Annotated in this window: 13 protein-coding genes, 1 tRNA gene and 2 pseudogenes; 7 read left to right on the top strand and 9 right to left on the bottom strand. The window is 58.4% G+C overall.

The window, feature by feature from the left end:
* Window positions 1–83 precede the first annotated feature (83 nt).
* Window positions 84–1,206, top strand: a pseudogene (locus IAG39_RS09525) (IS3 family transposase).
* A gap of 120 nt (window positions 1,207–1,326) precedes the next feature.
* On the opposite strand, the gene IAG39_RS09520 reads toward IAG39_RS09525, so the two are convergent.
* The 3 genes from IAG39_RS09520 to IAG39_RS09510 all read right to left on the bottom strand — a co-directional run bounded on the left by IAG39_RS09520 (window position 1,327) and on the right by IAG39_RS09510 (window position 3,466).
* Entirely contained in the window at window positions 1,327–2,013 is a 687-nt protein-coding gene (locus tag IAG39_RS09520; RefSeq protein ID WP_240633326.1) for a hypothetical protein, read from the bottom strand.
* Between the two features lie 444 nt (window positions 2,014–2,457).
* Window positions 2,458–2,730 carry a DUF6881 domain-containing protein gene (locus IAG39_RS09515; RefSeq protein ID WP_118933208.1) on the bottom strand — a complete coding sequence of 91 codons (273 nt, stop codon included), beginning with the start codon at window positions 2,728–2,730 and terminating at the stop codon, window positions 2,458–2,460.
* 136 nt (window positions 2,731–2,866) lie between these two features.
* Window positions 2,867–3,466 carry a hypothetical protein gene (locus tag IAG39_RS09510; protein ID WP_118933209.1) on the bottom strand — a complete coding sequence of 200 codons (600 nt, stop codon included), beginning with the start codon at window positions 3,464–3,466 and terminating at the stop codon, window positions 2,867–2,869.
* Between the two features lie 56 nt (window positions 3,467–3,522).
* Here IAG39_RS09510 and IAG39_RS09505 point away from each other — a divergent pair, with 56 nt between their 5' ends.
* Window positions 3,523–3,663 carry a hypothetical protein gene (locus IAG39_RS09505; protein WP_165867879.1) on the top strand — a complete coding sequence of 47 codons (141 nt, stop codon included), beginning with the start codon at window positions 3,523–3,525 and terminating at the stop codon, window positions 3,661–3,663.
* A gap of 20 nt (window positions 3,664–3,683) precedes the next feature.
* Here the strand turns inward: IAG39_RS09505 and IAG39_RS09500 are convergent, their stop codons facing one another.
* Window positions 3,684–4,919: an HNH endonuclease gene (locus tag IAG39_RS09500; RefSeq protein WP_118933210.1), complete on the bottom strand. Its 1,236-nt coding sequence runs from the start codon at window positions 4,917–4,919 to the stop codon at window positions 3,684–3,686.
* A gap of 25 nt (window positions 4,920–4,944) precedes the next feature.
* Between IAG39_RS09500 and IAG39_RS09495 the strand changes: the two genes are divergently transcribed.
* The gene (locus tag IAG39_RS09495; RefSeq protein WP_165867880.1) at window positions 4,945–5,112 is read left to right on the top strand and encodes a hypothetical protein; all 168 of its coding nucleotides are present in this window, start codon (window positions 4,945–4,947) and stop codon (window positions 5,110–5,112) included.
* A 251-nt stretch (window positions 5,113–5,363) separates the two neighbouring features.
* On the opposite strand, the gene IAG39_RS09490 is transcribed toward IAG39_RS09495, so the two are convergent.
* Complete coding sequence (locus IAG39_RS09490; RefSeq protein WP_118933212.1) at window positions 5,364–5,951, bottom strand: hypothetical protein; 588 nt, start codon at window positions 5,949–5,951, stop codon at window positions 5,364–5,366.
* A gap of 156 nt (window positions 5,952–6,107) precedes the next feature.
* On the opposite strand from IAG39_RS09490, the pseudogene IAG39_RS09485 reads away from it, so the two are divergent.
* A pseudogene (locus IAG39_RS09485) lies at window positions 6,108–6,551 on the top strand (recombination-associated protein RdgC); the annotation flags it as partial.
* A 16-nt stretch (window positions 6,552–6,567) separates the two neighbouring features.
* Here IAG39_RS09485 and IAG39_RS09480 read toward each other — a convergent pair.
* Complete coding sequence (locus IAG39_RS09480; RefSeq protein ID WP_124260374.1) at window positions 6,568–7,014, bottom strand: hypothetical protein; 447 nt, start codon at window positions 7,012–7,014, stop codon at window positions 6,568–6,570.
* Window positions 7,015–7,439: 425 nt separating this feature from the next.
* Here IAG39_RS09480 and IAG39_RS09475 point away from each other — a divergent pair, with 425 nt between their 5' ends.
* On the top strand, window positions 7,440–8,372 hold the full coding sequence (locus IAG39_RS09475) for a hypothetical protein (RefSeq protein WP_124260375.1): 933 nt from the start codon (window positions 7,440–7,442) through the stop codon (window positions 8,370–8,372).
* A 275-nt stretch (window positions 8,373–8,647) separates the two neighbouring features.
* On the opposite strand, the gene IAG39_RS09470 is transcribed toward IAG39_RS09475, so the two are convergent.
* Both IAG39_RS09470 and IAG39_RS09465 read right to left on the bottom strand, forming a co-directional pair.
* Window positions 8,648–9,127, bottom strand: a complete 480-nt coding sequence (locus IAG39_RS09470; RefSeq protein ID WP_118933214.1) for a hypothetical protein — start codon at window positions 9,125–9,127, stop codon at window positions 8,648–8,650.
* A 455-nt stretch (window positions 9,128–9,582) separates the two neighbouring features.
* Window positions 9,583–9,658 (bottom strand) — tRNA-His (locus IAG39_RS09465).
* A 184-nt stretch (window positions 9,659–9,842) separates the two neighbouring features.
* On the opposite strand from IAG39_RS09465, the gene cls reads away from it, so the two are divergent.
* Complete coding sequence (gene cls / locus IAG39_RS09460; RefSeq protein WP_059372791.1) at window positions 9,843–11,300, top strand: cardiolipin synthase; 1,458 nt, start codon at window positions 9,843–9,845, stop codon at window positions 11,298–11,300.
* A 13-nt stretch (window positions 11,301–11,313) separates the two neighbouring features.
* On the opposite strand, the gene IAG39_RS09455 is transcribed toward cls, so the two are convergent.
* The gene (locus IAG39_RS09455) at window positions 11,314–11,742 is read right to left on the bottom strand and encodes a PaaI family thioesterase (protein WP_059371872.1); all 429 of its coding nucleotides are present in this window, start codon (window positions 11,740–11,742) and stop codon (window positions 11,314–11,316) included.
* A 159-nt stretch (window positions 11,743–11,901) separates the two neighbouring features.
* Between IAG39_RS09455 and IAG39_RS09450 the strand changes: the two genes are divergently transcribed.
* On the top strand, window positions 11,902–12,774 hold the full coding sequence (locus tag IAG39_RS09450) for an NAD(P)-dependent oxidoreductase (protein WP_059371871.1): 873 nt from the start codon (window positions 11,902–11,904) through the stop codon (window positions 12,772–12,774).
* The last annotated feature ends 18 nt before the right edge of the window (window positions 12,775–12,792 follow it).

Below are 12,792 nucleotides of genomic sequence, written 5' to 3'. Positions count from 1 at the left end.
TACTGCAAGGGAGCAATGCGATTTGACCTGCTCCTCGCGGTTAGTGCGAAATCGATGCAGAGTCCGTTCACAAAGGAACGGCAATGAAGAAGCGATTTACGGAAGAACAGATCATCGGGGTGCTGAAGGAGGCCGAGGCAGGGGCCAAGGTGGCCGAACTGTGCCGCAAGCACGGGATCTCAGAGGCCACTTCCTACAACTGGAAGGCGAAGTTCGGCGCTATGACCGTCTCGGACGCCCAGCGACTGAAGGAGCTGGAGCAAGAGAACAACAAGCTCAAGAAGCTGTTGGCGGAATCGATGCTGGACAAGGCTGCGCTTCAGGACCTTTTGAGCCGAAAGTAGCAAGCCCGCAGGCCAAACGCGAAACGGTCAGAACGTTGATGACCGAGTGCGGCATGGGTATCTCACCCAGGCCTGCAGGCTGGTAGGCATCTCCCGGTCGCTATTCGCTTATGAAAGTAAGCGTACGGGCGATGTGGCATTGACCGAGCGCATGAAGGAGATGGCAGCCCTCAAGCGACGCTACGGCTATCGGCGCATCCATATTCTGCTTCGCCGTGAAGGCTGGCAGACGAATCACAAGCGGGTCTGGCGGCTTCACAGCCAAGCCGGCTTGAGCGTTCGTAAGCGTCGCCGCAAGCGCATCGCTCCCGCAGAACGGGTAGTTCCTCCCGTCTTGACGGCGCCGAATCCGAGCCGGTCGATGGACTTCGTGTCCGACGGTCTGGCCTATGGCCGCAGGTTCCGGTGCTTGAACATCGTCGATGACTACACGCGCGAGTGTCTCGCCATCGAGGTCGATACATCACTGCCGGGATTGGGGGGGGCGCAGATGCTGCAACGGCTTGCGGAACTGCGTGGGCTGCCCAAATCCATCACCGTGCACAACGGCCCGGAGTTTGCCGGCAGGGCCTTGGACGCTTGGACCTATCAGGTCGGCGTGAAGCTGTCGTTCATCAGACCAGGCAAGCCCGTGGAGAATGCATACATCGAGAGCTTCAACGGAAAATTCCGCGATGAATGCCTGAATGAGCATTGGTTCATGTCGCTGCGCCAAGCCAAATCCTTGATCGAAGACTGGCCCCTCGAATACAACACCGAACGCCCGCATGGCGCGCTGCGATACTTAACGCCGGAGCAGTTTGCTCAGGCGCATCGGCAACAACAGTTTTTAACCCTGGACTCTATGTCGGTGCCGTACTAAGTCTGGGGGTAGGTCACAAGACGGTATCTTTTTTCGAGCCTACCAAGCCGCCCTTCCCCAAAAGCCGGCCTCGAGCGCTCCAGCCTAGAAACACCGCTTGCGCAAAAACAGAGAGGAGCACTATTCCGACTTGTGCAGCAAAACCAATGCGCCCCCATTGTCAACGGCGGCTTTCGCCGAAACGTCCGATAGCGTTACGACGAACGCCCCTCCCGCCTTGGAGGTCAACGTGCTGAACACATGCGGCGCTTGATCAATGAAGACCGCAAGGGCGGAAAACGTGAAGTCTTTACCCGTGTCATTCCTTACCTTGATGGTGAACTTCAAGTCCGTGGCGCCGATCGGAGAATTTTTTTGAGCGGCAACAATCTTGGCCTTGATTTTCTGAGGAACGCCGACCGACAGCAGCCCCTCCTCATTGGATCCCAAGTTGATGTGCGAATCCGACGCGAGCTTTCCGTCCCTGTCTTTGTCGAGAAAAATCGGCAATGAGAATCGTGCGAATGAATTGAACCCCTTCCGATAACACTCTGCGTACTTAGCATCGGAAAAAATGCCTGGAACGGCTTGCTGCACGTCCAGCAAGACCTCCGAGGGCTGGCGCGAATCCTCAAGACTTTCGCAGGCTGGAACCTCCACCAGTAGATTGCCTGCGAGTTGCTTGGTCGGCGAGGTAAGCAGGTCGGATAGGCTGACCTCAGTCTCGACCGTTGTCTTGCAGCCGGCGATCAAAGCCGTGGCAAAGGCCAACAAGGCGGCTTTTTTTACTCTCGACATTTTTTCTCCATATGCGATGTCGTCGCCCACTTGTGCGTGCAATTGGGGGCAAGCCTTCTCACTTTAACAATCCCCAACGATCTGTATCCGAATCGCTGCAGGTCAGTTGCCCGCCTCGAGCGGGCTTTTTTTGCGCCGGTAGCCGGTCACACTCAGTCGCCCCTGGGACACCTCGGCGGTAGGCATTAGCGCAAACAGCCAGTGTCGAGTCTGGCCCACTTCTTTCAGGATTCACATACTGATTAACAAGGAGAACGAACATAGCCAATGCCCCACATCGGGGCCGCGCGCGGGCGCGCCCAGTTCCACGTAGGTGGTGCGAAACAGCAACCGGGTACCACCGCCGCGGAGACCAACGCAAGCGAAGCACTGAAAGTGGAGACAGGCCGGATAGACGGCAGAGAAACGCCTGGTACTCGACCAGGCGGTTTCGGCCAGCGCTGCGAGTCAGCGCTTACCGAAGCTGGCGGCCGACTATCTGCATGCGTCCCAAAGGGCCTCGAAATCGGCAGCTGTAATCGATTGAGCTGTGAACTGCCGATCGATATTGATCTCTTCGACCGTCGGCACAGCCATCGTCCCAAGCGCTGTCCTCGGCGTCTCCTGAGAATCGGAAGCAGCATCAACGCTTCCGTCCTCAAAAAATTCCAGCTTCCGACGCTCGAAGCGGTCCGCGTCTAGCTCCGAAACCATCCGAATTGGGTCCTCCTTAGATCCGGATGACCAAACCACACTGATGTACTCCATCCAATGCTCCTCTGAGTTCATATTGCGTCACCTCGCTGGCGGGCTAGCCACTACGCCGGTTCCGGATGCTCTCCTGCGTCAAGGTCCGCTGATAGCCCCGGCTCATGCCCCGCGTTCGGGGTGGTGCCCTTCGTGCTCACAAAGCAATATCACGCGAAGCATCGGGAGGGCACTTTCGACGCCAACGCTCTCCTACGCTGCCCCGATATTGCAGCCGAGGCGAATCGTCTGGCGAAGTTATTGCCTCGGCGATCAGTAGTTGTTGTTCCTTCAGGCCGGCGGGAGCTTCTTCATAATTCAACTCCTTCGCGCTGACACTGGCCCAGACAAACAACGCGTCCTCGGCGATTTCGTATTCCTTTATGAGCTTTCCAGTCGGCCCGAGATAGCGCTTGTTGCCAATCTTTAGGCCCGTCGCGCCCGAGCGATTTGCTAGGCCCGCCAAGGTGTTCATGTCTTTTTCCCAAGCGGCAGCCACTCTCGGCGCGTACTTCAGCTCGATCGCACCGACTATACGTCGTGCATTGCAGACCAGAACATCAGGTAGCACAACGGAATTTCCATCTTCAGACTCCAAGCGCGGCTCCACAAATAGGCGCCACACCTTGTCCTTTTTATGAACCTCGAACTCCCTGAATAGGTAGGTACAAAACAGGGTCTGAAGAGCCGCTTCCGAGTTGATTTCCGCATACACATAGTGCTCAGAGATGCACGCGTTCCAAGCGTTGCGGATCATGCCTGCCAATCTTCTACGTTTCACCATGGGTTTCAGATGACTCATACAAAGCCGCAATGATAGAGGCATCTTCCTCCCACCAGTTTTCCCTCGTCTCATTGCTCAACCAATGGAGCAATGCCATGCTCGATTTCATCGTCCGCTTTTTCGAAGAGCTGCTGGATATCGCCAACTTCGGCAACGACATCAACAAATAGCGACGATCCTCTCCCACCGCCTAGTCGAGAGCGAAGTTTCCCGCGCAACGCTCGTAGTGCTGTCGCATGGCTTCTGCATCGGGGCGCTGCATCTCGCTATCAGGGAGCCGCATCATCTGACCGTGATACTCACCGTAGCTCGGGCGCGCCTGATCAGACACTTCCACCGTCCAACTGACTGGACACACCCGCAGCAATCCCAAATCAAAAAGCGAGTGAATATCGGCGCGGAGCAACACGCCATTCGTCACATGATTGGTGTGCTCACCTCGATACGGCTTGATGTGTGCGCCCTCCAGAATCTCCCTGACTGGGCACCCCGTCACCGCGCAGCGCTCGTTATATGCGGCAAAAAGATCTCGGCGAAACTTGGGCTGGCCCTGCCTACGGGCAATGCTCATCAAGACCTTCGTCCTTCCATCATTGTCATTCGTGGCATCGAATGCCTTGGCGCCTTCCAACTCGGCCTGAACTCGGACTATCTCTGGCGAATCGCTGACCCGGAAGGGACGCATATTCCCTTTAGAATCCGCAGCAAGCTCCCAAATGCCATGGACGGCAGGATCAGGATCATAGAGTTCGTAGACGATATCTTCGACGTCGTCACGCCTGTACAGCGCATCCATTGGATGCCAGCCATCGGTACGTCTTGCCGACCGATTTGCCGCCCATGCACTTCTCCCGAACTCGTTCACCGACAGCATCCGTAGGTCCGGGCCGACGTTTGCCCGGTTGAAGTCAGGTACTCGTTCGACCGTGTATGCCTCGACTTGCTTGGGGCTGGCACGCCCACCCAATTGTCGAACAGCTTCGAGCGTCCATCGCCAGCTTTGCTTGCCGTACTTGTAGTCCCGCTTTTTATCTCGTTGAAGGACGAAGGATCTTGGCCGCGTACCAAAATGCCGGATGTAGTGAAATGGCCCCAGATACCGAAAGCCAGCTCCGCCGTGCTCATGCTTACTCATGCGATGAAAGACGAGTAGTTCAAAGCCACTCGTTTCTTGGCGCATCAGTAGATGGTCTGCTCGCCCCTCCGTCTGCCCTTGCATCAGTAGCACATCACCATCCAGGTGGTCTGTGTATTGCACACGATCAGGGGTCTTCCCTTCGGTGACGAAGAGCCAGACGGATGCCCAGCCTTTCGGCCGGAAAATACCTGTATATATCGTCGAGTCCGAGACACTAAAAATTTCGCTCAGCTGGGTGTGTGTATAAACCGCCCCTTCGTCGAGCCGTTCTGATGTGTACCTCTCCACTAGTGAACTCCGTTAATACAAACAATTGGCCCTAGGCCACCACCGCGCATACCGCGCAGTTCCCTATGCCATCAACTATCCCCGCCGTCTCGTGGGGCCGGCGCTGCACGCCGTGGTGGCGGTGGCCCTGATCCCCATCGGCAACTACTTCACCCACCGCTATGTCGCGGCCGATCCCTGGAAAGCAACATGAACGTACTCACCGCAACCGCGCTTACAGCGCGCCTCCGCAAGCTGCCGTCCATCGCCAACTTGGCCCGCAAGATTGGCGCCTTCATCGCGCCCCGGGGCCCACGCCGGCAAAGGCAACTGGACCAAGAACTCAGATATTCCACCCGAAGCATGGCTTGGCGCCACCGCCTTCGCGTTCGTTTGGCTTGTTGTTCTGCCCTGGTTGGGACGTGGCTTAGGCTTCTAAAAGTGGACGACCACACGTTTTTTTAGTCAGGTAAGTTCTCGGCTAAGCCGATCACGGAATTCCAAACTAAGGCGCTCATACTCGGCTGCCGAAAACTCAGTGACATCATCTGCGCTTTCAATGGCGTGATTCCGTAGATCCCAAAGACGAGTAGCTAGTTCAACATCGATCTCGGTCAACTTCCCAGCTTGCCGTAGCTTGCCAAATAACACCGGGGTTTCCCTCGGCGCGGACGCGCTCGCAGATGTCTGCTCATATAGCTCCCGCAATAGAACATACAGGTTATCCCATGCGTTGGTGACCCGCCTGTTCGGCTTGATCATCGACCTAACATCCGGCGCTTGCGCGGCGACCAGAGAATCCTGCAGAGACTGAGACACGTCGGGTTGCGCTGTTTTTTTCGCTCTACTGGCCAAATCCAAAGCGTCTCCAAGCCCCTCGGCAAATCCAATATCAAAATCTTTGTATTTCGCCGACTTAATTCTCGCCAGCAGCTTTCGCAACTCTCCTCGCAGCGCCCAAAAAATCAGAAGTATTGCCACCGGCCAACCCAATTCGCCGATGGTTTCCAAGAAACTGCGCTGAAGCTCTACATACGCTGTCAATGGATCCATGCCCTGCCTCCCATGTTCATGGGCGAATGTTATCTCAACGATATGAAATCACTTATGTGGTTTAGAGACCTCAAGATTTACCGCCTGTCCGCCGCCTGAACGTTGTTCAGCGATGGCCTGGGAGTCGCACTGGCAGGCGTTCCAGCCCAGCAGCAGGCGAACTGCATCGACCCGTTCCCGCTGAAAACCCTCTATGTCGCCCAGTCGCCCGCGTTCGCCATGACCGGCGGCTGACCGAGGACGAGGCCCCGGCCAACTTCAGTATCGGCCAAGACACCGAACTGCGGACCTCCGGCGAAAGCGGCGCAGCCATCCGCTACGTCAAGCACTCCAACGACGCCGACGACGCCCGCCGACACATACAGTCCGGCAAGCAATGCACCCGCCTCGCCACGACATGGCTGACCGCATTTCCTTCGTGCTAACCAAGAGCCTGGACGTCAGGCGCGGTCTCCCCTGCAGGTGCTGAAGGCAGGCAATGAAGGCGTGGCTGCCAACAACGACGAGAAATTCGATTCGGACATGTTGCTCATGACGGGAGAACTGGCAAAGCTCCTCGCCGAACTGGTGGACGTCCTGGGCGGCGAGAAGAGGCTCTAGCCCGCCCTACACGTCTCTACTCCGTCGCGAGGCCGCCCGGCGGGGCTTCCGGCGCAGCGACTTGATCCGGAGCTAGCACGCGTCCTTCGCCCGTCTCGAGCCCCATCACCGAGACGCCAGCGCCTCCAAGGAAACAGAGCAGGCTCAAAACACATGACGCAAAGGCTAGCACCAGGCAGCAACGGTGGGCACCTTCCTCTTTACGGCCCATAGCTTCTTCGAAGAGCCTGTTCTGGGTGAGATAGGACAAAAGAAACGCCACACCGACGAACACAAGGCCCGCAGCAAAGAAACCGATTGATATCTGCAACTTGCTTGCTGGAATCGACTTTGCCAAGTTCTGAAAGGCCGCGAGCATACCCGCCGCCGCCCCACCGTTCAAAAGTGCCAACAGCTTAAAGCCCTCAACCGAAATCGAAATCATCGATTTGTAGGTCTCTTGAGCATGCCAGTTATTACTCATGAGTCTTCCCGTGAAGTTGGGAGGCATCGTACTGCAACCCTCATCGGGAGTAATGATGACGCCCCCCCCCGAGACGCACGTCAACTAGGCCACTACCCGGCGCGTGGTCAAGATCAAGAACAGCGCCTAGCGCATGCCACCGTCCTCTGTTCTTGCCACCAAAGAACAGATGGCAGAAAAAAAAAGCCGCATTAAGCGGCTATTTTCTAAGAAACTCTTGGGGTGGCTGACACCTTTTTTCTTCGAGCCAGCGCTTGCCGAAGCAGCCGGCGCAGAGCATGAACCACGCAGTTCAGTGGCAAGCGATAATTTAGCCCCAATGTTTTGCAAGGCAGAGAGCTATGTCACCCATGCTCGTGCAGTACTTAGTTGGACTATGTTGTCTGCGGCACGACCCAAATGCCGTAGAGGTCACCATAGGAGACATGATTTTAGACGAAGCCGCAGAACGGGAGCGAGACGTCGATGTAACCGTCAAGATTACAGACGAAAACGGCGAAATATCGGCCTTCAAGGCATCTGAAGTGAAGCACGAAAGAGCGCCCCTTGACGTTGTGGCCGTGGAGCAATTGATCATCAAATTGAATGATATGCCCGATGTAACGCATAAGGCCATTTTTTCCACGTCGGGATATTCGAGCACAGCTTGCAAGAAGGCAGCCTCATACAACGTGGATCTCTATACTCTACAACCCTGGGATGTTCGTATCGAAGATGAGTTTCCAGATTTTCCAGGAGTAGGGAAACCAGGAGAATTTCTAAGCCAATTTTCAAGCAGCCTATTGTGCTGGCCCGACCACAGGATCATCATTCACGCGCCAGACGGGCCGACAACTTTTGCCGTTGACGATCCAGATACCATCTGCACTTTCGATGGTTCGGTGCACCCGACGTATCGGACGTTTGGCGACTACGTACATGCAATCTTGATGAGATCCACCGGAATTCTGCTGGGCGCGGATCCAGCGTGGTCGGTACATCGCACTTTTCCCTACGTGCTCCACACGGAAGGGGATGTGTCCGTCGGCCCAGCATGGCCACACACCCATACGTTGGATGTTCGTGCGGACGCTGTGTACCTGCGACTACGCGGAGGTACACCATTTCTCATTGAAGGGATCACGGTATCGGGTCACCTTCAATGGCAACGTCGAAACGTTGCGCCGGAATTTCACATTCTAAGGCGGGTCGGCGACAACACTATTTTTGCAGGAGCAGCTATCGCTTCCTATACACCGGACGACCGTAGGATGTTTGCGATGGTTTTTCCCGATAGGGGCCGGGAGTTGGGCATCCATCAGTTCGAGATTCCCGAAAAGCAGAAGAACATGATCCGCAAGCTGAAAATCAAGGGCTAGATTCAATATTTGCCACTGGAGTCTGATGCGTTTCAGACACGACACACGACGGCAGCAAAACGGGGAGGCAGCGGCCTTGCCTCATGCCCCGCTTGCGGAGTATCGGCGGGCGCTGTCGCACAACCTCTTTGGAGACTGCCCCCATGCTCGCCTCCCTCATCCGCCTTCTGGAAGAACTGATCGATATTGCCAACTTTGGCTGCAACGTTAGCAAGTAGCAGCAAATCTGCTTGTAAATATGACCGAGGGAGGGAGGCAGACCAACACAGCCTTGCTCAGCTAAAGCCGCTGGGGGCCTCGCGCTTTCGACGAGTTCTTCCTGCAAGGGATTCCTCCAGTTCTGTCACGCGCTTAGAAAGCGCCGCGTTTTCTGCACTGAGAGCCTTCAACGTGTCGAGCACTGCCCGATCTCTGTTTCTCTCCAGCGCTGAGATCTCAAGACTAAGAGGTCTGAAAAAAACTGCCCAGGCACCGCCGGCCAACCAGATGATCGCCATGCACACTAGGTTGGAGATAAGCAAGACGAACTGACTGTCAATAACATAGTCGTTGGTCCATATCTCATGAAAGGTCCAAGCCATGATTGCCGTGACCGTGGCATACACGCTACGGGCGGTCCCTGTTTTCGCCCATTGAAGTAGTCGCTGACGTTGCTCTGGAGTTGCTATTGCTAAGCCGACCAACGCACTGACAACCGTCGCCACCGCGCCAACCGCAGCCACAACAAGGGTGATGAATTCAGATTCGACCTGCATCAGATAGCCTCGACCTCTTTTCGATCAATAGAAGATATCGAAACATTTCATCACACACAACTCGGTAGCGAAGCTCCACGAGGAAGCTGCGTTAGATCCCGTTCTCTCACGCAACGCTCCGTGCGTTGGAACGGCGTTGCAGAACGGATAGGTGCCGTTCAGCCACAGGCGAAAACAGTGACTTTTCTATTGGAAGTGAACTGATCAGGTCTTCCAGCCGGTTTTTCGAAGCCACGCCAGCGCGCCCTAGCGCACAGATCTTCTTACTCGCACTTTCTGGAGCGCACTAAGCCGCTCACGCACCGCCGCCACAACACACGTAAGAACTACGACAGACGCCCGGTCAAAATCGCTTCGGCTACGGAGTGACATCGTTCTAATACCGCTATTTTTGTTCTAATTCTGAGCGCGAAAAAAAACAGCCGCTGTAAGCGGCTGTTTTCTAAACAATTCTTTGGGGTGGCTGATGGGGCTCGAACCCACGACAACCGGAATCACAATCCGGGACTCTACCAACTGAGCTACAGCCACCTCTGATACTGCTTTTCTTCCTTGCCGCGCTGCTTTTGAAAGCTGCTCAACAACGAAGAGGCCGAATTCTAGCACGTTTTTTTAATCCGTGTGAAACCACCCCCGCCGCCCCTCTTGCCAGCGCGGGCCACCTTGCTATCCTTCGCCATTGATCATCTACGGAGGCCGCGCTTACGCCATCGCCATGGACCGCATACACGCAATCTTGATCGATTATTGGCCCCATCTGGTATTTGCCATCAGCATCGTGGCCGGGACGGGCGCGGCGGTGCATGCCGCGATGACCAAACAGGACGTGCGGGCGGCCATAGGCTGGGTGGGGGTGGCGCTGTTTTCGCCGCTGTTCGGCGCGCTGTTCTATTTCGTGGCGGGCATCAACCGGATCCGCAAGACGCGGCTGTCGCAGCAACGCGACGAGGCGATGGTGGTGGATGCGGAGCAGGTCGAGACCGCGCCGGTGGATGTGGCGCCGATCTCGGGCCAGCAGTTCGCGTCGCTGAAGGTGCTGGGCGACCGCGTCAGCCGTTTCCGCCTGCTGGGCGGCAACGCGGTGCGGCCGCTGGCGGGTGGCGACGAGGCCTATCCGGCGATGCTCCAGGCGATCCGCGAAGCGCGCCACGCGGTGGCGATGCAGAGTTATATCTTCGACAACGACGCGATCGGGCGGGAGATGGCGCAGGCGCTGATCGAGGCGCGCGAGCGCGGGGTCGAGGTGCGGGTGCTGATCGACGCCATCGGATCCAAGTATTCGCGCCCGCCCATCGTGCGCATGCTGTCGCGCGGCGGGGTGCCGGTGGCGCGCTTCATGACCAATCCGCTGGGCGTGCTGCGCATGCCCTATGCCAATCTGCGCAGCCACCGCAAGGTGCTGGTGGTGGATGGACGCCTGGGCTTTACCGGCGGCATGAACGTGCGGGCGGCCTTCGTCAGCGCGCTGGCGGGCGACGACACCAACCGCGATACGCACTTCCGCGTGGAAGGACCGATCGTGACGCAGCTGATGTCCGTATTTGCGCACGACTGGAACTTCACGACGCACGAGTCTTTGCCGGCCAGACCCTGGTTCGATCCCGAGGCCTTGCCGCCGACGGGCGACGTGCCGATGCGTTGCGTGCCGTCCGGTCCGGACCGCGCGCTGGGCAGCACGCACAACATGCTGCTGGGCGCGCTGGCGGTGGCGCAGCGCCATGTGCGCATCCAGTCGCCCTACTTCCTGCCCGACCAGACGCTGATCGGCGCACTGGCCACGGCCGCGCGGCGCGGCGTGGTGGTGGACATCGTGATTCCGGGCAAGAACAACCTGCGTCTGGTGGACTACGCCATGACGGCCCAGCTGGACCAGGTGGTGCGCACCGGCTGCCGGGTCTGGCGCTCGCATGGCGCGTTCGACCATTCCAAGCTGATGACGGTGGACGACGCCTGGGCCTATGTGGGCTCGTCCAACCTGGACCCGCGCAGCCTGCGGCTGAACTTCGAGCTGGACACCGAGATCTACGATCCCGGCGTGGCGCGCTGGATCGGCGCGCGGGTCGACGGCCTGATCGCGCAGGGCCAGCGCGAGACGCTGGAGAACCTGCTGCGCGCGCCGTTCGCCAAGCGCCTGCGCAACAAGGTGATCTGGCTGGCTACGCCTTACTTGTAGCCCCCCAAGAAGCTCAACCGTCGGAAGCCGGCGCGGGCGCGGCGCGCACCGCGAAGACCGCGTTGGCCTTGAGCATGACGCGGCCTTCAACCTGCAGCAGGCAGGTGGCGTAGATCAGCCGGCGGCCCTGCTTGTCGATGCGGACATGGGCTTCGAGCCAATCCCCGGGCTTGACCGGGTTCAAATATTCCACCGACATCTGCACCGTGACCACCGAGGCCTGCGCCTGCTCGGCGATGGTGTGGCCCAGCGCGCTGTCGGCCAGCGTGGCCAGCAGGCCGCCATGGGCGATGGCGTGCATGTTGGTGTGCGCCTGCCCCACGCGCAGCGCCAGGACGCAATCGGCGTCGCGCTTGTAGAGCGCGCCGAGCTCCGCCAAGTGCTCCATGAAGGGGCTGCTGGGGCGCCATGGCGCGAAACCGGAAGGAATGGAGTCTGTCATGCTCAAGCCTGGTTTTTTCACGCGGAATACCTCAAGTATCGCAAAGAAGACCGCGGCCGGCACCGCTACCCGCAAACCTGTGATCGCGGCGCGGACGATCCGCAAGTCAGAGTAAGATTTACGCCATAACAAACCCCTACATGGCAGGAGCAGTGGAAGATGGCGAAAGTCGGCATGGTTGGTATCGGCCTCATGGGCCATGGCATTGCAAGCAATCTGGTCAAGCATGGTCATGCGCTGACCGTGCTGGAACATCCGGGCAACCAGCCCCTGGACGCGTTGAAGGCCGCGGGCGCGACCAGCGTGACCGATGGCGCCACGCTGGCGGCCCAGTCTGACGTGATCATCCTCTGCGTTACCGGCAGCCCGCAGGTCGAAGCCGTGCTGCTGTCCGAGGGCGGCGTGCTGGCGGGCCTGCGTCCGGGTACGGTCATCATCGATTGCTCGACGGCGATTCCCTCTTCCACCGTCAAGGTGGCGCAGGCCGTGACGGAATCCGGCGGCCGCTTCCTCGATGCGCCGATGACGCGCACCCCCAAGGAAGCCGCCGAAGGCCGGCTCAACCTGCTGGTGGGCGGCGACGCCGCGCTGTTCGAGGAATGCAAGCCGCTGCTGGCCTGCTTCGCCGAGAACATCACGCACGCCGGCCCCATCGGCGCCGGCCATCGCATGAAGCTGCTGCACAACTACGTGTCGCTGGGCGTGGTCGCGCTGTTGTCGGAAGCCGCGGCCTGCGCGCTGCGCGCGGATATTGACCCGGCGGTGTTTGCCGAAGTGTTGGCCAAGGGCGGCGGCGGCGGCGTGGCGCTGGAACGCATCAAGCCCTACCTGCTGGAGCAGGACCCGTCCTCGCTGCGGTTCTTCATGTCGAATGCGCAGAAGGATTTGTCCTACTACAACACCATGGCCGCGGAAACGGGCGCGGTGCGGGAAATCGGCGCGGCCGTGCAGCACACGTTCGATCAGGCCGTCACGCAAGGCGGCGGCGACCGCTACGTGCCGGAACTGGTGTCCTTGCTGAAGGACCGCTAGGACGGCCTCAGAGGCCAT

It is taken from the genome of Achromobacter xylosoxidans (assembly GCF_014490035.1).
Lineage (GTDB): Bacteria > Pseudomonadota > Gammaproteobacteria > Burkholderiales > Burkholderiaceae_B > Achromobacter > Achromobacter bronchisepticus_A.
The sequence above is the reverse complement of the archived record's forward strand: the minus strand, read 5'-3'. Positions and strand labels throughout refer to the sequence as shown.